The sequence below is a fragment of the Cupriavidus sp. GW821-FHT07C08 genome (assembly GCF_059419025.1).
The window spans coordinates 67,623-92,508 of record NZ_JBWKQZ010000038.1 but is presented as its reverse complement, the minus strand read 5'-3'; the positions used below and the strand labels follow the sequence as shown (position 1 = coordinate 92,508).

The 24,886-nt window shown below is 68.6% G+C and carries 22 protein-coding genes and 1 pseudogene; 10 read left to right on the top strand and 13 right to left on the bottom strand.

What is annotated here, in order from left to right:
• Window positions 1–75: 75 nt before the first annotated feature.
• Window positions 76–375, top strand: a pseudogene (locus tag AC07UK_RS34135) (cytochrome D1 domain-containing protein); the annotation flags it as partial.
• A gap of 35 nt (window positions 376–410) precedes the next feature.
• Window positions 411–1,184, top strand: a complete 774-nt coding sequence (gene cobA / locus AC07UK_RS34130; RefSeq protein ID WP_494687417.1) for a uroporphyrinogen-III C-methyltransferase — start codon at window positions 411–413, stop codon at window positions 1,182–1,184.
• A gap of 150 nt (window positions 1,185–1,334) precedes the next feature.
• Here cobA and pobA read toward each other — a convergent pair whose 3' ends face one another.
• Window positions 1,335–2,504, bottom strand: coding sequence for a 4-hydroxybenzoate 3-monooxygenase (gene pobA / locus AC07UK_RS34125; protein ID WP_436224718.1), 1,170 nt, complete (start codon window positions 2,502–2,504; stop codon window positions 1,335–1,337).
• Between the two features lie 126 nt (window positions 2,505–2,630).
• Here pobA and AC07UK_RS34120 point away from each other — a divergent pair, with 126 nt between their 5' ends.
• Window positions 2,631–3,539, top strand: coding sequence for a helix-turn-helix domain-containing protein (locus tag AC07UK_RS34120; protein WP_436224717.1), 909 nt, complete (start codon window positions 2,631–2,633; stop codon window positions 3,537–3,539).
• 4 nt (window positions 3,540–3,543) lie between these two features.
• Here the strand turns inward: AC07UK_RS34120 and pcaDC are convergent, their stop codons facing one another.
• The 4 genes from pcaDC to pcaH form a co-directional block, all read right to left on the bottom strand.
• Window positions 3,544–4,719 carry a bifunctional 3-oxoadipate enol-lactonase/4-carboxymuconolactone decarboxylase PcaDC gene (gene pcaDC / locus AC07UK_RS34115; RefSeq protein WP_436224716.1) on the bottom strand — a complete coding sequence of 392 codons (1,176 nt, stop codon included), beginning with the start codon at window positions 4,717–4,719 and terminating at the stop codon, window positions 3,544–3,546.
• A gap of 70 nt (window positions 4,720–4,789) precedes the next feature.
• Window positions 4,790–6,145 carry a 3-carboxy-cis,cis-muconate cycloisomerase gene (locus tag AC07UK_RS34110; RefSeq protein WP_436225359.1) on the bottom strand — a complete coding sequence of 452 codons (1,356 nt, stop codon included), beginning with the start codon at window positions 6,143–6,145 and terminating at the stop codon, window positions 4,790–4,792.
• Window positions 6,146–6,252: 107 nt separating this feature from the next.
• On the bottom strand, window positions 6,253–6,822 hold the full coding sequence (pcaG, locus tag AC07UK_RS34105) for a protocatechuate 3,4-dioxygenase subunit alpha (RefSeq protein WP_011617762.1): 570 nt from the start codon (window positions 6,820–6,822) through the stop codon (window positions 6,253–6,255).
• A gap of 4 nt (window positions 6,823–6,826) precedes the next feature.
• A complete protein-coding gene (pcaH, locus tag AC07UK_RS34100; protein WP_494687418.1) occupies window positions 6,827–7,528 on the bottom strand; it encodes a protocatechuate 3,4-dioxygenase subunit beta in 702 nt (233 codons plus the stop codon).
• Window positions 7,529–7,622: 94 nt separating this feature from the next.
• Between pcaH and AC07UK_RS34095 the strand changes: the two genes are divergently transcribed.
• Window positions 7,623–8,576, top strand: a complete 954-nt coding sequence (locus AC07UK_RS34095) for a LysR substrate-binding domain-containing protein (RefSeq protein ID WP_436224714.1) — start codon at window positions 7,623–7,625, stop codon at window positions 8,574–8,576.
• Here AC07UK_RS34095 and AC07UK_RS34090 read toward each other — a convergent pair.
• A complete protein-coding gene (locus AC07UK_RS34090) occupies window positions 8,570–9,952 on the bottom strand; it encodes an MFS transporter (protein ID WP_436224713.1) in 1,383 nt (460 codons plus the stop codon). The genes AC07UK_RS34095 and AC07UK_RS34090 overlap by 7 nt on opposite strands.
• 469 nt (window positions 9,953–10,421) lie before the next feature.
• Between AC07UK_RS34090 and AC07UK_RS34085 the strand changes: the two genes are divergently transcribed.
• Window positions 10,422–10,622 carry a DUF2905 domain-containing protein gene (locus AC07UK_RS34085; protein ID WP_010810842.1) on the top strand — a complete coding sequence of 67 codons (201 nt, stop codon included), beginning with the start codon at window positions 10,422–10,424 and terminating at the stop codon, window positions 10,620–10,622.
• A 15-nt stretch (window positions 10,623–10,637) separates the two neighbouring features.
• Here AC07UK_RS34085 and AC07UK_RS34080 read toward each other — a convergent pair whose 3' ends face one another.
• Entirely contained in the window at window positions 10,638–12,587 is a 1,950-nt protein-coding gene (locus AC07UK_RS34080; protein ID WP_494687419.1) for a methyl-accepting chemotaxis protein, read from the bottom strand.
• A 265-nt stretch (window positions 12,588–12,852) separates the two neighbouring features.
• Window positions 12,853–13,881 carry a LysR family transcriptional regulator gene (locus AC07UK_RS34075; protein ID WP_494687420.1) on the bottom strand — a complete coding sequence of 343 codons (1,029 nt, stop codon included), beginning with the start codon at window positions 13,879–13,881 and terminating at the stop codon, window positions 12,853–12,855.
• 106 nt (window positions 13,882–13,987) lie between these two features.
• Between AC07UK_RS34075 and AC07UK_RS34070 the strand changes: the two genes are divergently transcribed.
• Window positions 13,988–15,202: an MFS transporter gene (locus AC07UK_RS34070; RefSeq protein WP_494687421.1), complete on the top strand. Its 1,215-nt coding sequence runs from the start codon at window positions 13,988–13,990 to the stop codon at window positions 15,200–15,202.
• A gap of 54 nt (window positions 15,203–15,256) precedes the next feature.
• Here the strand turns inward: AC07UK_RS34070 and AC07UK_RS34065 are convergent, their stop codons facing one another.
• From AC07UK_RS34065 to AC07UK_RS34055, 3 genes are all read right to left on the bottom strand, one after another.
• Window positions 15,257–17,143, bottom strand: a complete 1,887-nt coding sequence (locus AC07UK_RS34065; RefSeq protein ID WP_494687422.1) for a sensor histidine kinase — start codon at window positions 17,141–17,143, stop codon at window positions 15,257–15,259.
• Window positions 17,144–17,152: 9 nt separating this feature from the next.
• Window positions 17,153–17,827, bottom strand: a complete 675-nt coding sequence (locus AC07UK_RS34060) for a response regulator (protein ID WP_436224708.1) — start codon at window positions 17,825–17,827, stop codon at window positions 17,153–17,155.
• A 193-nt stretch (window positions 17,828–18,020) separates the two neighbouring features.
• On the bottom strand, window positions 18,021–18,278 hold the full coding sequence (locus AC07UK_RS34055) for a hypothetical protein (protein WP_436224707.1): 258 nt from the start codon (window positions 18,276–18,278) through the stop codon (window positions 18,021–18,023).
• A 276-nt stretch (window positions 18,279–18,554) separates the two neighbouring features.
• Between AC07UK_RS34055 and AC07UK_RS34050 the strand changes: the two genes are divergently transcribed.
• A complete protein-coding gene (locus tag AC07UK_RS34050) occupies window positions 18,555–19,490 on the top strand; it encodes a BON domain-containing protein (protein ID WP_436224706.1) in 936 nt (311 codons plus the stop codon).
• Between the two features lie 32 nt (window positions 19,491–19,522).
• On the opposite strand, the gene AC07UK_RS34045 is transcribed toward AC07UK_RS34050, so the two are convergent.
• Window positions 19,523–20,449: a LysR substrate-binding domain-containing protein gene (locus AC07UK_RS34045; RefSeq protein WP_436224705.1), complete on the bottom strand. Its 927-nt coding sequence runs from the start codon at window positions 20,447–20,449 to the stop codon at window positions 19,523–19,525.
• 118 nt (window positions 20,450–20,567) lie between these two features.
• On the opposite strand from AC07UK_RS34045, the gene AC07UK_RS34040 reads away from it, so the two are divergent.
• Both AC07UK_RS34040 and AC07UK_RS34035 read left to right on the top strand, forming a co-directional pair.
• On the top strand, window positions 20,568–22,022 hold the full coding sequence (locus AC07UK_RS34040; protein ID WP_494687423.1) for an amidase: 1,455 nt from the start codon (window positions 20,568–20,570) through the stop codon (window positions 22,020–22,022).
• Between the two features lie 80 nt (window positions 22,023–22,102).
• On the top strand, window positions 22,103–23,092 hold the full coding sequence (locus AC07UK_RS34035) for a Bug family tripartite tricarboxylate transporter substrate binding protein (protein WP_436224703.1): 990 nt from the start codon (window positions 22,103–22,105) through the stop codon (window positions 23,090–23,092).
• A 30-nt stretch (window positions 23,093–23,122) separates the two neighbouring features.
• Here the strand turns inward: AC07UK_RS34035 and AC07UK_RS34030 are convergent, their stop codons facing one another.
• Entirely contained in the window at window positions 23,123–23,899 is a 777-nt protein-coding gene (locus AC07UK_RS34030; RefSeq protein WP_494687424.1) for an NAD(P)H-dependent oxidoreductase, read from the bottom strand.
• A gap of 89 nt (window positions 23,900–23,988) precedes the next feature.
• On the opposite strand from AC07UK_RS34030, the gene AC07UK_RS34025 reads away from it, so the two are divergent.
• Entirely contained in the window at window positions 23,989–24,882 is an 894-nt protein-coding gene (locus AC07UK_RS34025) for a LysR family transcriptional regulator (protein WP_494687425.1), read from the top strand.
• Window positions 24,883–24,886: the final 4 nt, after the last annotated feature.

Genomic DNA, 24,886 nt, shown 5'->3' with positions numbered 1-24,886 from the left:
CGACCGGGTCGTCAAGTCCCGCCCTTCACGCTATGCCGTTCGCTTCCTCAATAGGGACCTTAACTGAACGGCATTACCCCCTACGCCTGGGCCGACGCCATGATGAGCCCGAAGCGCGACACTCTGCAGGTGATCGACAAGCAAAGCCTGCGGGTGATCGGCAGCGTCACGCCGAGCCCTGGGCGCACCGCCGCCCACGTCGAATTCACGCGCGACGGGCGCTACGCGCTGGTCAGCCTGATGGAGCGCGACGGCGCCATCGTGGTGTACGACGCGGCCACCTTGCAGGAGGTCAGGCGCCTGCCGATGGACAAGCCCATCGGCAAGTACAACGTCTTCAACAAGACCACGCGCTCGGCCGGCACCAGCCACTGAGCCGGCGTGGTGATGCCCCATTGCAGGAGCCCGAGATGAACCCACCCCTGAAACCCGGCAAGGTCTGGCTGGTCGGCGTCGGCCCCGGCAGCCCGGACCTGGTCACGGTACGCGCCATGCGCGCGCTGGCCGCGGCCGAGGTCTGGCTGGTCGATGACCTGGTCGCGCCGGAGATGTCCTGCTATGCCAGGCCCGGCACGCATGTGGAGTGGGTCGGCAAGCGCGGCGGGCGCTGCTCGGTCAGCCAGGAGCGCATCCAGCAGCTGACGCTGCAGCATGCGCTGGCCGGCCGCACCGTGGCGCGCGTCAAGGGCGGCGATCCGCTGCTGTTCGGGCGCGGCGGCGAAGAAGCCGCCTTCCTGCGCGGCCACGGCGTAGCCGTCGAGATCGTCAATGGCATCAGCAGCGGCATGGCCGCCGCACAGGCACTGGGGATTGCGCTGACACACCGCGCGCACTGCCACGGCGTGACCTTCGTGACCGGCCATACCAGCGCGCACGGCTCGCCCGACTGGCAGGCGCTGGTGCGTGGCGGCACCACGCTGGTGATCTATATGGGCATGAGCCGGATCGCGGCGATCCGCGACGGCTTGCTGGCGGCGGGGATGCGCAGCGACATGCCGGCGGCGGTGGTGATGCATGCCGGCAGCGAGCAGGCACGCAGCTGGACCGGCTCGCTCGGCACGCTCGCAGAATCGCTCGCAGCGGGGCTGGCCAGCCCGGCCGTGATACTCGTGGGTGGGGTGGTCGGAGACACGCTGCAGGCAGTGCAGGCGATGGTCCCGGGCGCCGGCGCGCTGGCCGCGTAGCGTCGGCTGCCTGCAAGTTCTACCGGGTTTCAGCGAGCCGACTGTGTGCTCCCTCTCCCGCTTGCGGGAGAGGGAGCAAGCCGGCAGCATGCAAAGTCTGTCAGCAGTTGCGCGCCGATGCCGCACTCGCCTCGCTTGCTGGCAGACCGCTCAATACGGCAACCCCACATAGTTCTCCGCCAACACCCGCGACGCCGCCTCCGACCCCACCAGATAGTCCAGCTCCGCCCGCTGCATCCGCAACGAGAACGCATCCGCATCCGGAAACCGGTGCAACAGCGAAGTCATCCACCACGAGAAGCGCTCGGCCTTCCACACACGCTGCAGGCAACGCGCGGAATAGCCATCGAGGCCGCTGGCATCGGCATGGCGGTAACGGGCTTCAAAACCCTCGGACAACGCCAGCACATCACTGGCGGCCAGGTTCAACCCCTTGGCCCCGGTAGGCGGCACGATATGTGCCGCGTCGCCCGCCAGGAACAGCCGGCCAAAACGCATCGGCTCGCTCACAAAACTGCGCAGCGGGGCAATGCTCTTCTCGATGCTGGGCCCGGTCACCAGCGCGCTTGCCGTCTGCGGATCGAGCCGGCTGCGCAGCTCCTGCCAGAAGCGCTCATCGGACCAGTCTTCGACGCGCTCGCTCGACGCCACCTGCACGTAGTAGCGGCTGCGGTGGCGCGAACGCATGCTGCACAGCGCGAAGCCGCGCTCATGGCTGGCGTAGACCAGCTCATCGGCAACGGGTGGCGTCTCCGACAACAGCCCCAGCCAGCCAAACGGATAGACGCGCTCGAACACCTGGCGTGCCGCCACCGGCACGCTCTCGCGGCAGATGCCGTGAAAGCCGTCGCAGCCGGCGATGTAGTCGCAGGCAACCTCGCGCATGGCGCCATCCTTGCGATAGCGCACCGACGGCGTGCTGCCGTCGAAACCATGCACGCTCACCTCCTGCGCTTCATAGACCGTGGTGGTGCCATCGGCGCGGCGTGCATCCATCAGGTCGCGCGTGACCTCGGTCTGCCCGTACACCGTGACGCTGCGCCCGATCAGCGCATGCAGGTCGATATGGTGGCGCTGCCCGCCGTACGACAGGGCGATGCCGTCGTGGACCAGGCCTTCCGCATGCAGCCGCCTGGCCACGCCGGCACGTTCCAGCGCGTCGACGGTGACGCTCTCCAGGATGCCCGCGCGGATGCGGCCAAGCACGTATTCGGGACTGCGTTGTTCAATGATGATGTTGTCGATGCCGGCGCGAGTCAGCAACTGGCCGAGCAGCAGGCCGGCCGGGCCGGCGCCGATGATGGCAACCTGGGTGCGCATGTCTTGTCTCCTTGTGGGTATCCGTCTTCTGCCGCTAAAGATAGTCGGCTGAGGCCCCCCAAGGAATGGACAGATCGAACCAATGACAGGACAATCGGAACATCGCTGGTAAACACTGAAGCCACCGTGAGACCTGTCCCGACGTACTCGCTATACGGCACCAATCCCTCGGAATTGCTGTCAAACCAGCTGCATTTCGAGTCCATTGCCGCGCGCAGCCGCCTGCACGGGTGGGAGATCAAGCCACACCGGCATGAGCGCTTCCTGCAAATTCTGTACATTCACTCAGGCGCCGGCGAAGCCTTGCTGGAGGAGCGGCGCGAACCGCTGCGCAGCGGTTCGCTGGTGACGATGCCGCCACGGCACATCCACGGCTTTGTCTTCACGCCGGACACCGACGGCATGGTCGTGACCATGACCGACAGCCACCTGCGTACGCTGCTGGCCGGGGTGCCGGATGCGCTGCCGCTGTTCGCCCATCCGCGCCACGACCGCGTGCGCCGGGGCCACGCGCTGGCCGACACGCTGGCACTGGTTCGCGGCGAGATGGAAACTGTGTCCGCCTGGCGCGGGGCGTCGCTGTCGGCATTGCTGACGCTGCTGCTGATCGGCATCGCGCGGCTGGCCAATGCCACCGCGCCGGCCGCGGTGCGCAGCAACAGCCGGCCCGCGCGGCACTTCCAGCACTTTCAGCAGATGCTCGAGTCAGCTTATCGTGAGCAGAAGGAAATCGCGCACTATGCCGGCGCCATCGGCATCACGCCCACGCAGCTCAACCGCGTGTGCCGCCAGGCGTGCGGGCAGTCGGCCCTGCAGATGATCCATGCGCGCGTGCTGGCCGAGGCGCAGCGCGACTTGCTGTTCAGCGACCTGGAGGTCAAGTACATCGCCCTGTCGCTCGGGTTCTCCGACGCTGCCTACTTCTCGCGCTTCTTCGCGCGGCTGGTAGGACAGTCGCCGACAGAGTTCCGGCAATCGGGGCGCGCGCGGCTGCCGGCATTTGCCATGCCGCCGCCCGCGGATGCGGCGGGGTGACCGGTCAGCCGGCCTGGTCCATCCCGGCGAACACCTCCTCGGCCAGATGAAAGGCCGAGTTCGCCGCCGGCACGCCGCAATAGATTGCGGTCTGCAGCAGCACCTCCTTGATCTCGTCGCGTGTCACGCCATTGTTGGCGGCGGCGCGCAGATGCAACCTGAGCTCCTCCGGGCGGTTCAGCGCCACCATCATGGCGATCGTCAGCAGGCTGCGCGTATGCCGCGGCAGGCCTTCGCGCGTCCAGATCTCGCCCCAGGCATAGCGCGTGATGAGGTTCTGGAATTCCTCGTTGAGCGGGGTCAGCCGCGCGAGCGAACGGTCCACGTGCGCGCTGCCCAGCACCTCGCGCCGCACGGCAAGGCCGGCGTCGTAGCGCGCATGATCATCGGTGACCGGCAGCCGGCCGCGCACGAAATCGAGCAGCGCTGCCGTGAAGCGGCCGGGCTGCTCGAAGCTGGAAATATGCGCGGCGGGCAGTTCGACAAAGCGGGCGCCGGGAATCGCATCGGCCAGCGCGCGGCCTTCCTGCGCAGGGGTCGACGGGTCCTGGCTGCCGGCGATGACCAGCACCGGCACCTGGATCGACGCGACCGACTCGCGGAAATCGGCGTCGCGCACGGCCGCGCAACTGGCCGCATAGCCGCGCGGATCGAGGCCGGCGAGCACATCGCGCAAGCCGTCGAGCGCGCGCTCCGCCGTGGCGGCAAACCCCGGCGTGAACCAGCGCTCGACTGAAGGCGCGACCATCACGGCCATGCCTTCGCGCAGCACGGTGTCGATGCGGGTGTTCCAGCCGTCGGCATTGCCGATCTTCGCGGCGGTATTGGCCAGCACGATATGCGAGAACCTCTGCGGCGCATGGATGCCCAGCCACATCCCGGTGAGCCCGCCCATCGACAGGCCACAAAACGCCGCCTGCCCGATCCCCAGCGCATCCAGGATGGCGATGACGTCCTGCCCGAGCTGCGCCACGGTAAAGGCATCGCCCGGCGCGGTCGAGCGGCCGTGGCCGCGGGTGTCGTAGCGCACCACGCGATAGCGACCGGCCAGCGCGGCAGCCTGCGGCTCCCACATGGTGTGGTCGGTGCCGAGCGAGTTCGAGAAGAGGATGGCGGGCGCGGAATCGGGGCCGTCAACGGTGTAGAAGAGCCGGGCGCCGGCGTGGTCGAGGTAGGGCAATGCAGTCTCCTTGGGTGCGCGGCCGGCGGTGTGGCCGGCGCATCGCGGTAGTTCCGGGCTCAGGGCAGTCTCAGGACTGGCGCGCCGCCAGCGCGGATTGCCAGGCCTGCACGGCGGCGTCCGCAAAGGCCGCTGACTGGCCCGCGTAGTTGGCCGGGTCGGCAAGGCGGTCCAGCGCGGCGTCATCGAGCAGGCCAGCATGCGCCGGGTCGGATTGCAGCGTGCGAGCCAGTGCGTCGCGCAGGCTGGTGCCGTCGGCCACCGCACGTTGCGAGGCACGCTCTACCAGATGGTGCGCCGGCAGCCGGCCGATCCTGCCGCCAAGTTCAAGCATCGCCGCCTCGCCGAGGATCAGGCCATGGGTGAGGCCGAGGTTGGCACGCATGCGCGCCGTATCGACCTGCAGCCCCGCCACGACCTCGCCCATCTGGCGCAGCGCGCCGGCGGCCAGCGTCACGATCTGCGGCAGTGTGTCCCACTCTGCCTGCCAGCCGCCCAGGGCGCGTTCATGTTCCTGCACCATGCCCGCCAGCATCGTCGCCACCAGCGGGGGCACGCGCACCGCGGCCGTCAGCACCGCCGCGCAGCCGACCGGGTTGCGCTTGTGCGGCATGGTGCTGGAGCCGCCGCGGCCGGGGCCAGACGGCTCGGCCACTTCCGCCACCTCGGTCTGCATCATCAGCGAGATATCGCGCGCCATCTTGCCGAGCGTGCCGGTCAGCATGCCCAGCGTGGTGGCGATCTCGGCCATGCGATCGCGATGCGCGTGCCACGGCAGCACGGGGGCGGCCAGGTCCAGTTCGCGGGCCAGCGCGGCGGTCACCGCGGGCGCGGCCTGGCCAAGGCTGGCGAGCGTGCCGGCGGCGCCGCCGAACTGCAGCACGCGGGCCTGGGCGCGGGTGGCATCGAGACGGCCGAGATCGCGGCGCAGCGCATCGAGCCAGCCCGCGGCCTTGAGGCCGAAGCTGGCCGGCAGGGCATGCTGGAGCCAGGTGCGCGCGACCATCGGCGTGGCCCGATGCGCCGAAGCCAGCGCGGCGCAGGCTGCGCCCAGGCGCACCAGGTCGGCATCGAGCGCGCGCAGCGCGTCGCCGGCCTGGAGCACCAGTGCGGTGTCGATAATGTCCTGGCTGGTGGCGCCCCAGTGGACAAAGCGCGCCGCCTCGGCATCGCGCGCTGCCACGGCGGCGGTCAGTTGCCTGACGAAGGGAATGGCGAGATTGCCGGCAGCGACCGCGGCTTGCGCAAGCGCGTCGCGGTCAATGATGCCGGGGTCGCGGCAGACGTCGGCAATCACGGCCGCGGCCGCGGCAGGGATCACGCCGCTGTCGGCTTCGGCGCGCGCGAGCGCGGCCTCCACGGCAAGCATGCGCTGCACCGTGCCGGCGTCGGAGAAAATGTCCAGCACGGCCGGGCTGCCGGACATGGGATCGGTAAGACGCGTAGCGGTTGGCATTGGGGGCGATGGGTAGCGTGAGTGGCCGTGACATCGACGGCCACCCGATTATGCGTCTGTTGCCGGCAGCGGGGCCTTCAGATATCGAAGAACACCGTCTCGCCCTGCCCCTGCAGCGCCACATCCCAGCGCAGCGTGCCGTTGCCGGCATCGCTGGCAATCAGCGTGCCGCGGCGCTCGGCGGGGACCAGCGCCAGCACGGCATCGGCTGCATTGGCGGCCGCTTCGTCCGGGAAGTACATGCGCGTGGCGACATGCTTGACCAGCCCGCGCATGAACACCGACACCATGATGTGCGGCGCCTGCGGCCGGCCGTCCGGACCGGGCACGGTGCCGGGCTTGACGGTGACAAAGCGGAACGAGCCGTCGGCCTCGGTCGGCACGCGGCCGAAGCCGGTAAAGCCAGGCACCAGCGGCAGCTCGCGCGCATCGTCGGGGTGGCGGTAGCGGCCGGCGGGGTTGGCCTGCCAGATCTCGACCATGCCGTCCGGCACGGGCTCGCCGTCGGCGTCGGTCACGCGGCCTTCGATCACGATGCGCTGGCCGGCCAGTTCCGGCGCGCTGGCGGTCAGGTCGGCGCAGTTCAGGCCGCTCAGGCCGATATGGAGATAAGGGCCGACGGTCTGGGATGCGGTGGCGTAAAGCATGGTCTTACTCCATCGGCGTGGCATCGCGGCCACGCAGCACGATATCGAATTGGTAGCCGAGCGCGTATTCGGGCTGGGTTGTCTCCCAGTCGAGGCTGGCCACAAGCCGGTTGCGCGCCTTTTCGTCCGGCACGCAGTTGAAGATCGGATCGAACGGCAACAGCGGATCGCCGGGGAAATACATCTGCGTCACCAGCCGCGTGGCGTAGGCGTTGCCGAACAGCGAGAAGTGGATATGCTGCGGCCGCCAGGCATTGTGGTGGTTGCGCCAGGGATAGGCGCCGGGCTTGATGGTCTTGAACTGGTAGCGCCCGCTGGCATCGGTGACGGTGCGGCCTTCGCCCGAGAAATGCGGGTCGAGCGGCGCATCGTGCTGGTCGCGCTTGTGCACGTAGCGGCCGGCCGCATTGGCCTGCCAGACCTCGATCAGCGCGTTCGGCACCGGCCTGCCATTCTCGTCCAACACGCGGCCGGTCACGAGGATGCGCTCGCCGATGGGCTCGCCGCCGTTGCCGACGGTGAGGTCGTTATCGCCTTCACGGACGAACTCGGCGCCAAAGGTGGGACCGGTCACTTCAGACAGCGACTGCGGCAGCGCAATCAGCGGCTGGCCCGGCGAGCGCTTCTGCGTCGAGGCATAGGGATCGAAGCGGTATTCGGGCTGGGTGTCCCAGTAGGGACGGCGGTACTGGGCAAGACGGGTCATCGCGCAGTCTCCTTGTCATTGGAATGGTTTGACTTTAAACAACACATAAAGTCATGTAAATTAATAATTCATCGAAATACGATAACTTTTTGACATGAAACCCCAAGGCCCACTCACGCTCGAAATCTTCCGCAATCGCGTGCGGCTGCGGCACCTCTATTGTTTCGTGGCGGTGTCCCAGACCCAGCACCTGGGCCGCGCCGCCGAACGCCTGGGGCTGACGCAGCCGGCTGTCTCCAAGACACTGAGCGAGCTCGAGGAACTTGCCGGCACCCGCCTGCTGGTCCGGCAGCGGGCCGGCACTGAACTGACCACCGCCGGCACGCGCTTCCTGCGCCACGCCCTGCGCATCCTCGCGGATATCGATGCCGCCGCGGACAGTATGGCCGGCGCGGATGCGCTGCCGCAGGAGCGCATCCGGCTGGGTGCGCTGCCAAGCGTGGTGCCGGCCGTGCTGACTGATGCCCTGCTGCGGTTCCGCGCCGCGCATCCCGAGGTCGGCCTTGCCGTGCAGACCGGCATGAACCGCAACCTCATCGACCAGCTCAAGGCGGATGTGCTCGACCTCGTCATTGGCCGGATGGACGACCCGGTGGCCATGGAGAGCCTGTGGTTCGAGTCGCTGGGCCCGGACTCGCTGGCACTGGCGGTTCGTCCCGGGCATCCCCTCGCCGCCGTATCGCGGCCAACGCTGGTTGACGCACTGGCGTGGCCACTGGTGATTCCGGCCGCGGGCTCGATTCCCCGCCACAACACCGAAAGCCTGCTCGCCCGGCACGGCCTGCCACTGCCGGACGGCTGCGTGGAAACCTCGGACGCCTATCTCGGACGGCTGCTGGCCCGGCAGAGCGACAGCGTGTGGGCAGCGCCGCTCTCCGCAACCAGGCGCGCGGTATCCGAGGGGGATCTGGTACTGCTGCCGATCGATACGCAGGGCACCGAGGAACCGATCGGCCTGCTGCGGCACGGCGACCGCACGCTCACACCAATGGCCGAGGCGCTGGCGAACTGCATTCGCGCCGCGGCCCAGCCTGATTCCGCTCAGTGACTTGCGACGCTTGCGCTGCCATTGACTGAGTCGGCGGCACCCGCAGGGCGGCTGCTAAAATGCTTCACCAGCAGCGCTCCGGCGGCAAGGAATGCCGGCACGGTAAGCAGCGTAAAGATCGTGTCGAAGCCCAGGTGCAGGCGCAGCAGTTCCGCACCGAGCAGCGCGCCGGTGATGCCGCCGAAGCGGCCGATGCCAAGCATCCAGGCAACGCCGGTAGCGCGGCCCTGCGTCGGGTAAAAGGCCGCGGCCAGCGAAGGCATCGAAGACTGGGCGCCGTTCATGGCCGTACCGGCGAGGAAGATCAGTACGCCCAGCAGCACCTGGCTGCCGGTGCCGTGGCCCACTGCGTAGATCAGCACGCCGGTTGCGGCGTAGGTGATGGCGATGACCTTGTTCGGATTGAAGCGGTCCATGAACCAGCCGGCGGCGATGGTGCCGATGCCGCCACCGAGCGGAAACAGCGCCGTCAGGAACGACGCGTGCTGGATCGAGAAACCAGCGTCCTTCATCAGCGTCGGCATCCAGCTCGTCAGCAGGTAGAAGATGACAAGGCCCATGAAGTAAGTGGTCCACAGCATCGCCGAGCCCAGGCGATAGCCGGGCGCCACCACGGTGCCGATGGCGGATCGGGTCGCAGGGGCCTGCTCGCCGATGATGAAGTTGTTGGCCTCGGACAGGTCTGCGCCAGTCACGCGCCGCAGCACGTTGCGGATCTGGGTGGCAGGATAGTTGCGCAGGACCATGTAGCGCACGGACTCCGGCAGCAGCACCACCAGCAACAGCGCAAGCGCAAGCGGCACGATGCCGCCAAGCAGCAGCACGCTGTGCCAGCCGAAGTGCGGAATCATCGCGGCGGCGACAAAGCCGCCGGCCGCGGAACCCAGCGGAAAGCCGCAGAACATGGTATTCACGAGCACGGCACGGCGGCGTTGCGGCGCGAACTCCGATGTCAGCGTCACGGCATTGGGCATGGCGGCGCCCAGTCCCAGGCCGGTCAGGAAGCGCCAGACCGTGAGCCATCCCAGCGTGGGCGCAAACGCAGTGGCGAGGCTGCAGGCGCCAAAGAAGAAGACGGACAGCACCAGCACCTTCTTGCGGCCCACCCGATCGGCCAGCGGGCCGGCGAAGATCGCACCGAAAGCAAGACCGAACAGGGCCGCGCTCATGACGGGCCCGAGGGCGGCTTTCTCGATCCCCCATTCCTGCACCAGCGCCGGCGCGATATATCCGATTGCGGCGGTATCGAAACCGTCAATGGCAACGATCAGGAAGCACAGCACAAGAATGAGCCACTGGTAACCAGTGAATCGCTGTCCGTCGATCAGGGCCTGGACGTCCGTGACGCCGCCCTTCGTTTGGGTGGGATGTTGCACCGCTGTCTCCGTTTGCCTGGAAATCGCACGAACCGTCCTGCGGGCCGGACATGCGATATTGTTCTAATTGCGAACTGCTGTTCTCCAATTGAACGGAATCTTAGGCAACGGGCATTGGGACTACGAATTAGCGTTAACCCGGCGGGAAATTGGCCATCCAGCGTGTGGATTTCGCCGGAAGGCGCCATTTTTGTGGAACCAGATTGAACATCTGGATCACGGAACAGTGCTTTCTATCGGAAAACTGGCTGATCGTGAAATTTACTATCAGACTAACCTTGCGGCATTTCGGCGCTATAACCAAATTTCATGCAAAGAGCGCCAACTCTCAATTTACATTCCGAAACCCGAGACCTATAGTCCCTGCCCCCGGTGCGCCGAGCCGATGCAATCCTGCGGCGAAGTGCCTGTCCAACGTCTCAGGATCCGGGGCGCCACAAGCCGCCGGCCCGAACAAATCCATCCGATCATGCAACGCCTGCTTCTCATCCTTGGCTGCCTGCTGATCGCAGCCGCCGCTGCCTGGCCCTGGCTGTCGAAGCTGCCACTTGGGCGGCTGCCCGGCGATATCCATATCGTCCGGGACGGGTTCAGCTTCTACTTTCCGATCACGACCTGCATCCTGGTGTCGGTGCTGGTGTCGGTCGTGATCTGGATCTTCCGGCGCTGAACACTGGCAGGCGGACTAGGCTTGCGCCTCGGTCCGGAACACCGCCACCGCCCGCTGCATATGCAGCGCCTGCTCCTGCAGCGACTGCGCCGCCGCGGCGGCCTCCTCCACCAGCGCGGCGTTCTGCTGCGTGACCTGGTCCATCTGCGTCACCGCCTGGTTGACCTGGGCGATGCCGGTGCTCTGCTCGCGCGAGGCATGGCTGATCTCATCCATCATCGCCGTCACGCGGCCGATGGCGGCAACAGTGGTCTCCATGGTCGCGGCAACGTCCAGCGCCAGCGTGTTGCCCGACGCCACGCGCTGCGCCGATTGCGAGATCAGCGTGCGGATCTCCTTGGCCGAGTTGCCGGCGCGCTGCGCCAGCCCGCGCACTTCGGTCGCCACCACCGCAAAGCCGCGGCCGGCCTCGCCCGCGCGCGCGGCCTCCACCGCCGCGTTCAGTGCCAGGATATTGGTCTGGAAGGCGATGCCGTCGATCACCGCGATGATGTCGACGATGCGCCGCGAGTCGGCCTCGATTTCCTGCATGGTCTGCTGCATACGCCCGACCGCGTCGCCGCCGGCGCGCGCCACGTCAGACGCCTCGCGCGCCAGTTCGCTGGCCTGGCCGGCATTGCTGGCGTTCTGCTGCACGGTTGCAGTCAGCTGCTCCATGCTGGCCGCGGTCTGCTCCAGCGACGAGGCCTGCTCCTCGGTGCGCTGCGACAGGTCGATATTGCCCTGCGCGATATCGCCCGCCGCCGCCAGCACGTTGTGCGCGCCGGACTTGGTGTCGCCGATCAGCGCGCGCCAGCTGTCCACCAGCGACAGCAGGTGCCGCTTGATCTCGCTCAGTTCGTCGCGCCCGCGCACCGCGATGCGCAGGGTCAGGTCGCCCGCGTTGATGCGCTCGACCATCTCCGCCACCTGCCGCACGTCGCCGCGCATGCCGCGGCTGAAGCCGATGAACAGGTAGAACGCGGCGGCCACGGTCACCAGCGCAATGCCCGCCAGCAACACGAACTGCGCTTCCTGCGCCGCGACACGCTGTGCCAGCATGGCGTCCACGATCCCGGCAAACGCCTTGTTGGCGGCCGCCACGCCTTCGATGGCCGCGGTGGCCTCATCGAAGTAAGTCTTGGCATCGATATCGATGCCGGTCGCGCCCAGCATCCGGACCTTGAGCGTGCGATGGAAGTTGTCCATCGCGGCGAGCCGCGCCAGCGCGGCGTCGATGCGCGGCCGGTACGCGGGTGCCGCGTTCCCGACGCGCGCGATGTCGCGCCGCACCGTTTCCAGCCCCTCGTGGATCTGCTCGGCGAGCGCGCCCAGGCCGGCCTGCTGCGCGGCATCGGCATAGCCGCCCTGCGCGATGATGCCGGCCCCGCGGCCGCGCGCCAGCGCGCTCAGCTCAGCCAGGCGCGGCATCGGGCCCACCAGCAGGTTGAGCAGGTAGTACGAGCCCGCTTCACTGTCCAGCGCCAGCTGCGAGCGCTCGGCCACGTCGCCGATAAACGCCTGCGTCTGCCGCACCAGCACGCTGTGGCGCTCGAACAGCGGCCCCGCCGTGGTGTCCAGGCCAAGCCCGCGCAGATGCTGCCAGTCCTGCTCCAGCTTGCGCGCCCCGGCCGCCAGTTCAAAGGCAGGATTCTCCGCGATGCTGCGCGTCAGCCCCGCCAGGCTGGCCGCGGCCTTGTTGTCGGCCGCTTCGAAGGTGGCGCGAAAGGCCGCATTGCCCGACAACACCGCATTGGCGGCGCCGCGCCGCACCTGGGTCTCGCGCATGAAGTCGAGCGCATGCCCGGCCACGGCAAGCCCCCGCACTTCATCGCCGGTGGTGCGGATCGATCCCGCCGCATCGCTCAGCACCACGTACATCGCGCCGCATAGCGGCACCAGGAACAGCACGGCGATCAGCGCGAGCTTGCGGTTGATATTCAGGCGCGCCATCAGGCGCTCGGCGGGAAGGAAAAAGGGCGTCATGGCGGTCACAGAACCTGGCTTGGATTTCCTCCTATCGGCCTTGATTTGCAGGCCTGAAGCGCGGATTTCTAAGGTCTTGATAATGCGCAAATCCAGTGCAGAAAACGCGCTGAAGTGGGGCAGAAAGCACGGGTTGCGGGCAGTGTCGGCACCGCTGCCTGCCCACCTGCACCGAAGAGGTGTGGGGCATTGGGCAAGGGGTGACGGCGGCCTGCCCGGCCTTGTGCCCTTGACGGCGTCGTCTTCCGCGCCTCCCTGGGCACGCTCATGCGCGACGGGTCCGCTCGCCGCGCTCGCGCCGCCGCGGGCCCGGGCCCGGGCTCCCGACCATACCCGGCGTGGGAATGGCTTGCCGCATGGCATCGACAAACGACCTGAGCTTCGCCGGATAGAAGCGCGCATAGGGGTAGACCAGGTAGATCGGCAAGGGATCGGCCTGCCACTGCGGCAGCAGGTGCAGCAGCCTGCCGCTGGCAATGTCGTCGGCAAAGATCCAGGCCGAGCCGACGGCAACACCCAGCCCCAGCCGGGTCGCCGAATGCAGCGCGTAGAGGCTGTCCGTGCTCATGCGCGGCTGGAATGCGATGCCTTGGCGCGCCTGCGTCTGCGTGTTCTGCAGCACGACCTCATTGCGATAGAAGGTGCGCAGCGCCAGCCATGGCAGGCCCTCCAGGTCTTCCGGCCGGCGTGGCAGCGGCTTACCCTCAAACAGCGACGGTGCGGCAATGACCGCACGCGGCACGTCGGCGAGCCGCACCGCCACCACGCCAGGTTCATTCACTTCGCCCACATGGATCGCGCAATCGATGGCCTCGGCGATGAAATCCGGGGTACGGTCATGCAGCAGCCATTCCACCGAGACTTCGGGGTACTGCTGCAGGAAGCCGGCCAGCGGGCCGACCAGCAGCTCCTGCCCGAAAGCGTGCGGCACCACCACGCGCAACGTGCCTGCCGGCGCATGCCCGACCCCGCGCACGTCGGCCTCGAACATGGTCCAGTCGGCCACCAGCCCCTTGGCACGCTCATAGCAGCGTTCGCCGTCCTCGGTCAGCTTCATCGCATGCGTGGAGCGCTGCAGCAGGCGCACGCCGAGCAGCCGCTCCAGCGTCTGCAGGCGCCGGCTGACGGTGGGCTGGGTCGTCTGCAGCTGCGCTGCCGCCATCGACAGGCTGCCGGCCTCGACGATGCGCACAAAGGTCTGCATCAGCTCGATGCGGTCGGCGCTGGTCGCGCCGCGGGCGGCTGCCCTGCCCTGCGTGGCGGGGGTTAGCGGCAATGCTGGCTCGCGTTTCATACGTATCTCGTATAACCATTGTTCATTCCGCACGTCTACCAGAATCGGCCGGCGTGGACAACACTTCGAGCCACCCAAACCTGCCTGCGGACCACGCAACCCCAACATGTCCTCTGCTCCTGCCACCCCAGCCACCGTTGCCAGCCCGTCCTTGCCGGCACGCCTGGTGCTGATGCTTGCCGTCGGCGCGGGCCTTTCAGTCGCCTCGCTGTACTACAGCCAGCCCATGCTCGGGGTGATGGCACCCGACCTGCATGCGTCCGATTCGGCAACCGGCGCCATCCCGACCCTGACGCAGCTCGGCTATGCGCTGGGCATCCTGCTGCTGGCGCCGCTGGGCGACCGCTATGACCGCCGCCGCATCATCGTGGCCAAGGCGGTGGCGCTGGTCGGAGCCTTGCTGCTGGCGGGCCTGACGCCCGGCATTGGCGCGTTGCTGGTATCCAGCCTGGTGGTGGGCCTGGCCGCCACCATGGCCCAGGACATCGTGCCCGCTGCAGCGGCGCTGGCGCCCGCGGCGCAGCGCGGCAAGGTGGTCGGGACGGTCATGACCGGACTGCTGCTGGGCATCCTGCTGTCGCGGGTGGTCAGCGGCTTCGTCGCCGCGCACTTCGGCTGGCGCGCCATGTTCATGATTGCGGCGGCCAGCATCGCGGCGGTCGCGCTGGTTGCCCGGCGCCAGTTGCCGCGCTTCACGCCCACCACGGTACTGCCGTATCGTGCGCTGCTGGCCTCGCTGGCGGCCCTGTGGCGCGAGCATGGCGCCTTGCGCCGCGCCGCCCTGGCGCAGGGGCTGCTGTCGGTGGGCTTCAGCGCGTTCTGGTCCACGCTGGCGGTGATGCTGCATGGCGCACCGTTCCATCTCGGCAGTGAAGCCGCGGGCGCGTTCGGCCTGGCCGGCGCCGCCGGCGCGCTGGGCGCGCCGCTTGCCGGGCGCCTTGCCGACCGCAGCGGGCCGGAGCGGGTGACCCGGCTGGGCGCGGCACTGGCGGCGCTGTCGTTTGCCGGCATGCTGCTGACCCCGCTGGTATCGCCGCATGCGCAGCTGTGGCTGATCGGCGCCAGCGCCATCGGGTTCGACCTCGGTGTCCAGATCGCTCTGGTCGCGCACCAGACCATTGTCTATGGCATCGATCCGGGCGCGCGCAGCCGCCTGAATGCCGTGTTGTTCGTCTGCATGTTCACCGGCATGGCGGTCGGCGCCGCGCTCGGCAGCCTGGCACTGGCGCGTTTCGGCTGGACCGGCGTCGCCGCGCTGGCGACCGCCGCCGCGCTGGCTGCGCTGGCCGTGCGGCTGGCGCCGCGGCGTGGCGCGCGCTGAGCGCCAGCCCCCGGCCTGGCATGCTGAGCCTTCGCGCCCAGCCCGCCCGGGCCTCTACGCGGCGGGCGCGATGCCCTCCCGGTCGGTGCCAGCCTCATCGCCGTCTCGCGGCGCCAGCGGCACCTCCACCGTCAGCGCCGTACTGCCCGGCGCCGAGCGGATCAGCAGCCGCCCGTCGATCGCCGCCGCGCGCACCTGCATATTGCGCAGCCCGCGCCCGCCGCGCGTGGCCCCGGTGTCGAAGCCGCGGCCGTTGTCGGCCAGCGTGATCCGGATCACCTGCGCGTCCATGTCCGCGTGGGCGGTCACGGTCAGGGCGGTTGCCCGTGCGTGCTGCAGCACGTTGGTGATGCCTTCGAGCAGCAGGTATTGCAGCTCCTGCACCTTGCGCGCGGTGAAATGCGCCAGCGTGGGCAGGCGCTCGACCTCCCAGTGGATATCGAGGCCGCCATCGGCGATGCGCGGCCCCAGGCGGTAGCGCAGGTTGCCCAGCACCGCCGCCAGGTCGCCGCCGGTGTCCTGCATGGCGTCGATGGAAAGCTTCAGCGAATCCAGGGCGTGCCGGACCTGCACGGCGATTTCCGACGAGCTGGCCTTGCCGGATTCCAGCATCGAGATCGTGGTGACAAGCTGGCTGCCCAGGCCATCGTGCATGTCGCGCAGGATGCGGCCGCGCTCGCGCAGGGCGGTCTCCTCGGCAGCGATCTTCTGCGTGCGCGCGAAGGCCGCGCGCAGCTGCGCCTCGCGCTGCGCGACGCGCTCGGTCAGCACCCGGTTGGCGTCCTGCAGGCTCTGCACCGCGCTGGTGTAGCGCTCCGCCAGCATCCACGCCATCACCACGCTGAACGGCACCGACACATAGCGGGTCATGGAATGGACCCAGTAGTAGTCGCCGGTCAGCCAGACCTTGATCCAGTCCGCCAGGAACAGCACTGCCGACACTCCCACGGTGGCGGCCAGCAGCGTTGCCTCGCGGCTGGGCCGGCGCAATGCGCCCCATACCATCGCGCCGGCCACGGTCAGGATGATGCCCACCTTGACCAGCCAGCTCAGCGGAAAGACCATCGGGTGGCTTGACACGGCAGCCAGCGGCGCGATCACCGGCAGCGCCAGCCACAGGTAGGCGTTGAGGGTGCGATGCAGCCAGCGCCACGGCACGCGGATCACCAGCAGGCAGAACCGGGCGATGGCGCCCAGGAACACCTCGCGCGCGGCGGCGACGATATAGCTGCGCAGTTCCGCGGGAATCGCCAGGTCATCGACAAAGTAGTCGAGCAGCCGCACGCTCCAGGCGACCTCGGCCAGCCCGTACAGGCCGAACAGCGGATCGCGCTGGCGCCACCAGATCAGCAGCGCGAGGCCGCCCAGCACGACGCTGAGCACCGCCGCGATCAGCGGGCCGACTACGCGCAGGCGGAAGGCCTGTTCGAACTGCGCGCGCACGTCGGCGGCCGGGCCCACCGTCACCGGCAGCAGGCCCGAGCGCGCATAGGCGCGCGCCGCCACGGTGATGCGCAGCAGGTTGCCGTGAGTGCTTGCCAGCTCGGGCGGCATGGCCACGTAGTAGGGTCGCTTGGCCAGCGCCGACGAGGGTGCGTCCAGGCGCCCGCCGGCAGCGATCAGCACGCCATTGAGCCGCACCTCGTAGCTGCCGCCGGCCCATGGTACGAACAGCCCCCCAGGGTCAGCCGCGGGCCAGTTGCGGTCAAAGCGCAGTTCGTAGACTAGCGTGCCGGACTTGCCCGGCATCCCCCGGTCCCAGTAATCAGGCAGCGTCAGCGGGAGCGCCGGCAGCACCGTGCCGTCGGTCAGCGTGGCCGCGCGCGTGGCCGCGGCCAGTTCCATCGTGCCCGCGGCTGCCGCCATGCCGGGCAGCATCAGGCAGGCCCATGCCAGCAGCACGGCAAGCACGGTCCGGAGGTGGCGCGGCCGATGCAGCATTAGGTGGGGTCACAAGGACTTGAGCAGGCCCAGCTTGGCCGCCTCGAACACGGCTTCGCCGCGTGAGCGCACCGCCAGCTTGCCGTAGATGTTCTTGATGTGCGATTGCACGGTATGCACGCTCAGCCCCAGGTAGCGGGCAGTCTCGGCATAGGTATAGCCGCGCGAGATCAGGTCCAGGATCTCGTTTTCGCGCACCGACAGCACCACGGCACCGGGGGCCGCGGTATCGCGCGCAACCGCCTCGGCCGGCGCGCCGCGCAGCCGGTTCACTACCTGCCGCGCGATCAGCGGGCTCATCGGCGAGCCGCCCGCGCGCAGCTCGCCGATGGAGGCGGCGATGCGGTCCGTGGTTTCGTCCTTGAGCAGGTAGCCGATGGCGCCGGCCTCGATGCTGGCCAGCACGTGCTGGTCGTCGCCGAACACCGTGACCACCATGCAGTCGCACGCGGGATAGCGCTCGCGCGCGTCGCGGATCACGTCGATGCCGCTGCCGTCCGGCAGGCCGAGGTCGCACAGCAGCACGTCGGGCTGGTGCTGCGCCAGCCAGGCCAGGGCTTCCGCCGCGCTGGCGGTACAGCCTGCCACCACGGTGGCCGGCGCATGCATCTCGACGGCCTGCACCAGGCGGCTCAGCGCCGCGGGATCGTCTTCGACGATCAGGACTCTTGTTGTGCTTGCCATGCCTGTCTTTTCCCGAGCCATGCCGCTGTGCCGCCCATTGCGCCGGGCACGACGGCGGATTCTGACATATCCGCCCGCGCATGGGACGGTCGTGCGGCCCGCTTGAGGGTAAACGCCGCCGCCCTTACCCATCGCACGGTCTGCCGCGGTTGCCCATCCCATATTCTGGGGAGGCGCCTGAATCCGCCTGCTCCTATGATCCGGCAAACAGCCTGATCCGCCGCCGCTTCAAGGACTCGGTCAATCCGCAGTGCACCGGCAAGGCGCTGATGCGCGACGCGCTGATGGTCAACCAGAAGAAGATCAGCAACCTGATCGAACCGGCCCCGGCGACCACGGCCGCTGGCAGCGCAGCCGCCTCTGCGAAAGCCTCGGCCACCAAGTCGACAAAGTCGACCAAGACCAGCAGCGCGAAGTAAACCGGCAAAAAGGTGGCGACGGGCGGCAGCACGGCCGCCCGGCATGCCAGCCCCGGTGCGCGTGGCGCCCTGCCTCGCGCCATGTGGATACTGCGGCACGCCCCGCCCATCCGGACCGGCATCCCTTACAAGCTCTGAAACCCTTGCATGGATGCAGTGCGCCAAAGTGCCGGCAAACCCCCGTCCGCGGGGCATCCCGCCGCACGGTACGAATCTTGCCCCTTCCTGATTACCCGCCAGCGGTTCGCGCACGGCGTGTGCGCCTGCGCCCGCACATGGCGCCACACGCACACTGTCAGGAAAACAGCATGGGCTACTACTACGATGAGCGCAATGCGCGCGCCGCGCGCCAACGCCGCCAGGCATGGGAAGACGATGACTGGCAACCTGAATCCGAACAGGAGCGCTGGCAAGCGCGGCGTCGGCGCCAGCAAATGGCCCCGGGCCAGACCAGTTACGGCGGCTCCGCCCGCCCGGACCGGGATTTCAACGAAGCGTACGGCGCCCGCAGGTACCCGGAACACCCGTCCGGCGCACGCTCCGGCAGCAACCTGCGCTATGGCCTGAACGGCGGCTATGGCTGGGAACGTGCCAGCGAATGGCGCGATCCGCAGGCATGGCAACGCGACGACGAGTACGCCGAGCGCCAGTGGCGCCGCAGCGCCGAACGCGCACGGGATCCGCGTGAATCGCCTCACGCGCGCGGCCATGACACCTACTTCAGCGACCTGCGCAGCGACACCCGCTACTGGGTCGACCCGCACGAGGACTGGGAAGAAAAGCAGCGCTATGAGGCCCGGCGTCACAGCCCGGGCTACCGGGAATATGCGCAGCGCCGCGGCTGGGAAACCGACGATCTCGATGACGAGCGCGAAGGCTCGCATGGCGTGCTCTACAACCTGGGCCGCCGCATCGGCGAAGCCGTGGGCGACTGGTTCGGCAGCTCCGAACGCCACACTGGCCCGCGCGGCTACCAGCGCAGCGACGAACGCATCCGCGACCAGATCTGCGAGCAGCTGAGCTATGCGCGCGGCGTTGACGTGAGCGACGTCAGTGTGGACGTCAGCGAAGGCGTGGTGTCACTGACCGGCACCGTGCGCGACCGCGGCCAGAAGTTCTATATCGAAGACCTGGCCGACGGCACCTACGGCGTCAAGGAGGTCAACAACGACATCCGCGTGCGCCGCGAGCTCCCCGAAGCCCGCACCACCGGCGATGTGACCGGCAGCACCTGGCGCGGATGACGCCAGCGATGGCGGGCGCCGCAGGCCAGGCCCTAGGCGCCCGCCACGCCAACCTCCGCCGCCAGCCGTTCGCGGATAAACCCCAGGAACGCACGCACGCCCTCAGGCAGCGTGCGGCCGGCCAGCGTCTGCAGTTCGACCGCGCGGCTGCGCATGCCGCGCTCCCGGATCGAGGCGGCGCGCAGTTCGCCGCGGCGCAACCTGTCGCCCACGGTGACGGCGCCGGAGATCGACAGCCCGCCACCGTGCAGCACGAAGTTGGTCAGGGTCTCGAAGTGGTTGGTCACCAGAACCGGCTCGAACACGATGCCGCGTTCGCCGCAAGCGATGTCGAACAGCTGGCGCACGGTGTTGTCGCCCTCCGGCAGCGCCAGCGGGTAAGGCTGCATCTGCGCCAGCGTGACGCTGCGAAAGCGCGCCAGCGGATGGTCCGGACGCATGATGGCAATGACCGGCGCGGGCTGGCGGTGCTCCACGCGGATGCCCTGCTCCGCGGCGCGGCTGTAGGTAATGCCGATGTCCGCGTCGCCGTGCAGCACGATGCCGGTGACCTCGGCCGGCGGCGCCACGCGCACATGGAACTGCAGGCCCGGATAGCGCTGGCGGAACTCGGCAATGATGCGCGGCAGGAACTCGATTGCAAAACCTGCTGAGCTGGCCACCCGCACCCGGCCCCGGCGCAGGCCCTGCAGCGCGGCGATCTCTGACACCACCCGATCGGCCTCCAGCGCACCGCGCAGGGCATAGGCCGCCAGCAACTCCCCGGCCGCGCTAGCCACCATGCCACGCGGCCGGCGGTCGAACAGCGGCACGCCGAGCAACGCTTCGAGCGCGCCGACCTGGCGGCTCACAGCCGACACGGTGACATTCAGCCGCTGCGCCGCCTCGGTCAGCGAGCCGCTGCGTATGACCTCCAGGAAATAGCGCAGCGAGGTTTCCTGCAGGCGATGCGACAACATGGGCGGCTCCGGGGGCTGGTTTGCGTTTTACGCAAGGATATTTGAAAAAATCATCGATTGCGGGAAACCGTGCGCCGCCCGTATGCTTTTTCCCGACACCACAGGAGACACCCGAGCCATGGCGCCCACCCCGTCCACCGATCCCATCACCGAACTCGATGCCGTCGCCCTGTCGCGCGCCATCCATGCACGCGAGGTCTCGTGCGTGGAAGTGCTCGATGCCTTCCTTGGCCAGATCGACCGCCACAACCCGCGCGTCAATGCCATCGTGGCGCCGGTGGAGCGCGACACCCTGCGCGCGCAGGCCGCGGGGCTCGACGCCGAACTGGCACGCGGCGCCAGCCGCGGCCCGCTGCATGGTTTCCCGCAGGCGCCCAAGGACATCAGCCCGGCCGCGGGCATGGTCACCACCAAGGGCTCGCCGATCTTCGCCGGTCAGGTCAGCGAGACCGACGCCGTGATCTTCGAGCGCATGCGCGCCGGCGGCGCGGTCTTTGTCGGGCGCACCAACTCGCCGGAGTTCGGCCTGGGCGGCCATACCTACAACCCGGTTTACGGCACCACCCGCAACGCCTTCGACCCGGCACGCTCCGCCGGCGGCAGCAGCGGCGGCGCCGCGGTGGCGGTGGCGCTGCATATGCTGCCGGTGGCGGATGGCTCGGACATGATGGGGTCGCTGCGCACGCCCGCGGCGTTCAACCATGTGTATGGCCTGCGTACCTCGGTCGGCTGCGTGCCGCACGGCCCGGGCGACGAGGTCTTCTTTCAGCAGTTCAGCGTGGCCGGCCCGATGGCGCGCAACGTGCCGGACCTGGCCCTGCTGCTGTCGGTGCAGGCAGGCTTTGACGCGCGCCTGCCGCTGACGCACCGCGCCGAAGCGCCCGGCACCTTCACGCTGCCGCCCGAACGCGACTGGACCGGCGTGCGCATCGGCTGGCTGGGCAACCTGGGCGGCCACCTGCCGACCGAAGCCGGCGTGCTCGATACCTGCGAGCAGGCGCTCGCGCACCTGCGCACGCTCGGCTGCACCGTGGACACCGCGCTGCCCGAGTTCGACCTGGAGCGCCTGTGGCGCGCGTGGATCGACCTGCGCAGCTTCTCGGTGGCCGGCGCCAACGCGGCGCTGTACCACGACCCGGCCAGGCGCCAGCTGCTCAAGCCTGAGGCCGCATGGGAGATCGAGCGCGGCCTGGCCCTGCCGGGCACGCGCGTGTATGAGGCCCTGTGCGAGCGCAGCGCGTGGTACCAGGTACTGCGCGCGCTGTTCGAGCGCTTCGACTACCTGGTGCTGCCGGCCGCGCAGATGTTCCCGTTCAATGCCGACTGGGACTGGCCGCATGCCATCGACGGCCGCGACATGGACACCTACCACCGCTGGATGCAGGTGGTGGTGCCGGCCACCATGGCCGGACTGCCCGCGCTGGCCGCACCAGCCGGCTTCGGACCCCATTGCCTGCCGGCCGGCATCCAGATCATCGGCCCGGCGCAGGCCGACGCCGCGGTGCTGCAGATCGGCCATGCCTATGACCAGGCCGGCGGCTTCTCGCGCGTGCGCAGCCCCTGGCTCGATTGAGCCTTCGGCTAGTCCTGGCCCCGCTTCGTATTGCTTCCGATTGCCTTCTATTCCTACAACTGCCGGCAGGAGTGCCAACGATGACCGCAATGCCCCCGAAGCTGTTTCTCGCCTGCGCCGCCGCCCTGACCGCGGTGCTGTCCACAACGCCCGCCGCCGCGCAGGCCCAATCCTGGCCGGACCGCCCGATCCGGCTGGTGGTGCCCTTCGCCGCGGGCGGCGCCACTGACGTGCTGGGCCGCCTGCTGGCAGTGGGCCTTGGCGAAAAACTCGGCCAGTCAGTGGTGGTCGAGAACAAGCCCGGCGCCAGCACCGTGATCGGCGCCACCCAGGTATCCAAGGCCGCGCCCGACGGCTACACGCTGCTGCTGGCGGCCAGCACCACGCTGACGCTGAACCCGGCCATCCGCCAACACCTGGGCTACGACCCGATCAAGAGCTTCACCCCGCTGGGCCTGGTCGCCGACATGAGCCTGGTACTGGTGGCCAACCCGGACACGCAGATCACCTCGCTCAAGGATCTGGTGACGCAGGCCAAAGCCCACCCGGACAAGTTCTCCTACGGCTCGTTCGGCGCGGGGTCCTCGGTGCATTTCGGCGCGGAGATGCTCAAGTCCGCCACCGGCATCCGCATGGTCCACGTGCCCTTCAACGGCAGCGCCCCCAGCCTGACCGCGCTGGCCGGCGGCCAGGTGCCGGTCGCGGTCGATACCGTGGTGGCCACCCTGCCGCTGATCAAGGGCGGCAAGATCCGGCCGGTGGCGGTGTTGTCGCCGCAGCGACTGCCGGCGTTGCCGCAAGTGCCGACCGTCGCGGAGAGTGGCTACCCCGGCTTCCAGATGGGCACGTGGTTCGCGCTGCTGGCACCCGCAGGCCTGCCCGCGTCGGTGCAGCAGAAGCTGGAGAAGGCCCTGGCCGACGTCGCCAACGCGCCGGCTACCAAGGCGCGCATGGTTGAACTGGCGCTGACGCCGGCTTATGGCAATGGCGCAGCAGTGAAGGCGCGGGTGGAGAAGGAATTGCCGGAGATGCGGGCGGTGGCGGCGCGGGCGGATATTCGGGCGGACTAAGTCCACCGGGGCGGCCGTCGGTTGCCGCCCTTACTCCACATGCGCCGCGAACCCCACCGTTCCCGGCGCCACCTCCTCGCGAAGCGTCAACTGCGGAATCTGGTAGTCCCCCGCGTTCTGCCGCCGGAACGGGATCGGTGCGGTTGTCCCCAGCGCATCTAGCCGCTCGCCCAACTCCTCGCGAATCCGAGCAAAGCGCGCCTCATCAACCTTGCTGGTCCGATACACCAGGTACGGCGGCAGCACGTCAAATCCGGGGTAGTACAAGATGCCGTGGTGGATCGGGAACAGGATGTCGTCGATCGGGCCATTGATGCCGCGCGCGCTGTAGTGGGATTCCCAGCCGCCGGTGGTGACGACCAGCATGGCGCGCTTGCCAGCGAGACTGCCTTCGCCATAGCGGTTGCCCCAACGCTCGTCGGAGTGTTCACCCACGCCGTAGGCAAAACCATAGGCATAGACGCGCTCGACCCAGCCTTTCAGGATGGCCGGCATCGAGAACCACCACAGCGGGAACTGCAGGATGACCGTGTCGGCCCAGCGCAGCTTTTCCTGCTCATGCGCAATGTCGTCGCTCTGCAGCCCGTTCTCGAAGGCATGTTTGGAATCCAGTGACGGGTGGAAGGGCGCATCGCCCGGCTGCGCCGTGGTGTCGGCGCCGTCGAGCTGGGCCTTCCATTGCATCGCATACAGGTCCGAGACCTGAACCTGGTGCCCGGCATCGCGCAAGCGCTGCACGGCAAAGTCGCGGATCGCACCGTTGAGCGACCTCGGTTCCGGGTGGGCATAGACAAGCAATACGTTCATGGCAGCGGCTTCCAGAAGTTTCGTGTGAAGCCAGCATAAGCCGTCGTCAGCTATATTAGAAATGAATATCCAATATCCCAGGTATTGTCATGACTAATCTCAGGCGGCTGGACCTGAACCTGCTGGTGACGCTGGATGTGCTGCTGTCAGAGCACAACGTGACCCGCGCGGCGCAGCGGCTGCACCTGTCACAACCTTCGGTCAGCGTGCACCTGTCCAGGCTGCGTGATTACTTCGGCGACCCGTTGCTGTTGCCGGGCCCGCGCGGCATGCGCCCCACCGCCAAGGCCGAATCGCTGCGCGAACCTTTGCGTGAGGCGCTGGACTCGCTGGAGCACGCGGTCTCGTCCGATAGTCCGTTCGATCCCGCTGCCTCGACCCACACCTGGCGCGTGGCCGCGACCGACTACGGCGAATCGACCATCGTGCTGCCGGCGCTGCAGGCGCTGCGCATGGCGGCGCCCGGCGCGCGCCTGGCCGTGGTGGAGATGGTTCCCCCGCGCATCGCCCGGCAGGCCGAGCGTGCCGAACTGGACCTGGCCCTCCACACCACCGATGGCTCGCCGCCGGGCCTGCACCGACGCGCCCTGTTCACCGAGCGCTATGTGCTGGTGGGCCGCGCCGGGCATCCGCAGCTGAAGCGGCGGCCCACGCTGGCGCAGTTCTGCGCGCTCGACCACGTGATCGTGTCGCCGGACGGCGGCGGCTTTTACGGCGTCACCGACGAGGCGCTGGCGCAGGCCGGCATGCAACGGCGTGTCGTGCTGTCTGTACCCCACTTCCTGTTTGTCACGTCGGCCGTCGCCAGCACCGATCTGGTGGCGATGCTGCCCGAGCGGTTGGTGCGCGGCGTGCCGGGACTGAAGGTGGTGGAACCGCCAGTCGAAGTGCCGGGCTATGAGATGTCGATGTTGTGGCCAGAGCGTGTGCATCGCGATCCGGCACACCGCTGGCTGCGTGAACTCATCGCCACATCGGTCTAGCCGA

Coding starts and splice junctions, on each gene's coding strand:
- cobA (WP_494687417.1), top strand. CDS start 411: ATGAACCCACCCCTGAAACCCGGCAAGGTCTGGCTGGTCGGCGTCGGC.
- pobA (WP_436224718.1), bottom strand. CDS start 2,504: ATGCGCACCCAGGTTGCCATCATCGGCGCCGGCCCGGCCGGCCTGCTG.
- AC07UK_RS34110 (WP_436225359.1), bottom strand. CDS start 6,145: ATGTCCGGCAGCCCGGCCGTGCTGGACATTTTCTCCGACGCCGGCACG.
- pcaG (WP_011617762.1), bottom strand. CDS start 6,822: ATGCTTTACGCCACCGCATCCCAGACCGTCGGCCCTTATCTCCATATC.
- pcaH (WP_494687418.1), bottom strand. CDS start 7,528: ATGACCCGTCTTGCCCAGTACCGCCGTCCCTACTGGGACACCCAGCCC.
- AC07UK_RS34095 (WP_436224714.1), top strand. CDS start 7,623: ATGAAACCCCAAGGCCCACTCACGCTCGAAATCTTCCGCAATCGCGTG.
- AC07UK_RS34085 (WP_010810842.1), top strand. CDS start 10,422: ATGCAACGCCTGCTTCTCATCCTTGGCTGCCTGCTGATCGCAGCCGCC.
- AC07UK_RS34080 (WP_494687419.1), bottom strand. CDS start 12,587: ATGACGCCCTTTTTCCTTCCCGCCGAGCGCCTGATGGCGCGCCTGAAT.
- AC07UK_RS34075 (WP_494687420.1), bottom strand. CDS start 13,881: ATGAAACGCGAGCCAGCATTGCCGCTAACCCCCGCCACGCAGGGCAGG.
- AC07UK_RS34070 (WP_494687421.1), top strand. CDS start 13,988: ATGTCCTCTGCTCCTGCCACCCCAGCCACCGTTGCCAGCCCGTCCTTG.
- AC07UK_RS34065 (WP_494687422.1), bottom strand. CDS start 17,143: ATGCTGCATCGGCCGCGCCACCTCCGGACCGTGCTTGCCGTGCTGCTG.
- AC07UK_RS34060 (WP_436224708.1), bottom strand. CDS start 17,827: ATGGCAAGCACAACAAGAGTCCTGATCGTCGAAGACGATCCCGCGGCG.
- AC07UK_RS34050 (WP_436224706.1), top strand. CDS start 18,555: ATGGGCTACTACTACGATGAGCGCAATGCGCGCGCCGCGCGCCAACGC.
- AC07UK_RS34045 (WP_436224705.1), bottom strand. CDS start 20,449: ATGTTGTCGCATCGCCTGCAGGAAACCTCGCTGCGCTATTTCCTGGAG.
- AC07UK_RS34040 (WP_494687423.1), top strand. CDS start 20,568: ATGGCGCCCACCCCGTCCACCGATCCCATCACCGAACTCGATGCCGTC.
- AC07UK_RS34035 (WP_436224703.1), top strand. CDS start 22,103: ATGACCGCAATGCCCCCGAAGCTGTTTCTCGCCTGCGCCGCCGCCCTG.
- AC07UK_RS34030 (WP_494687424.1), bottom strand. CDS start 23,899: ATGAACGTATTGCTTGTCTATGCCCACCCGGAACCGAGGTCGCTCAAC.
- AC07UK_RS34025 (WP_494687425.1), top strand. CDS start 23,989: ATGACTAATCTCAGGCGGCTGGACCTGAACCTGCTGGTGACGCTGGAT.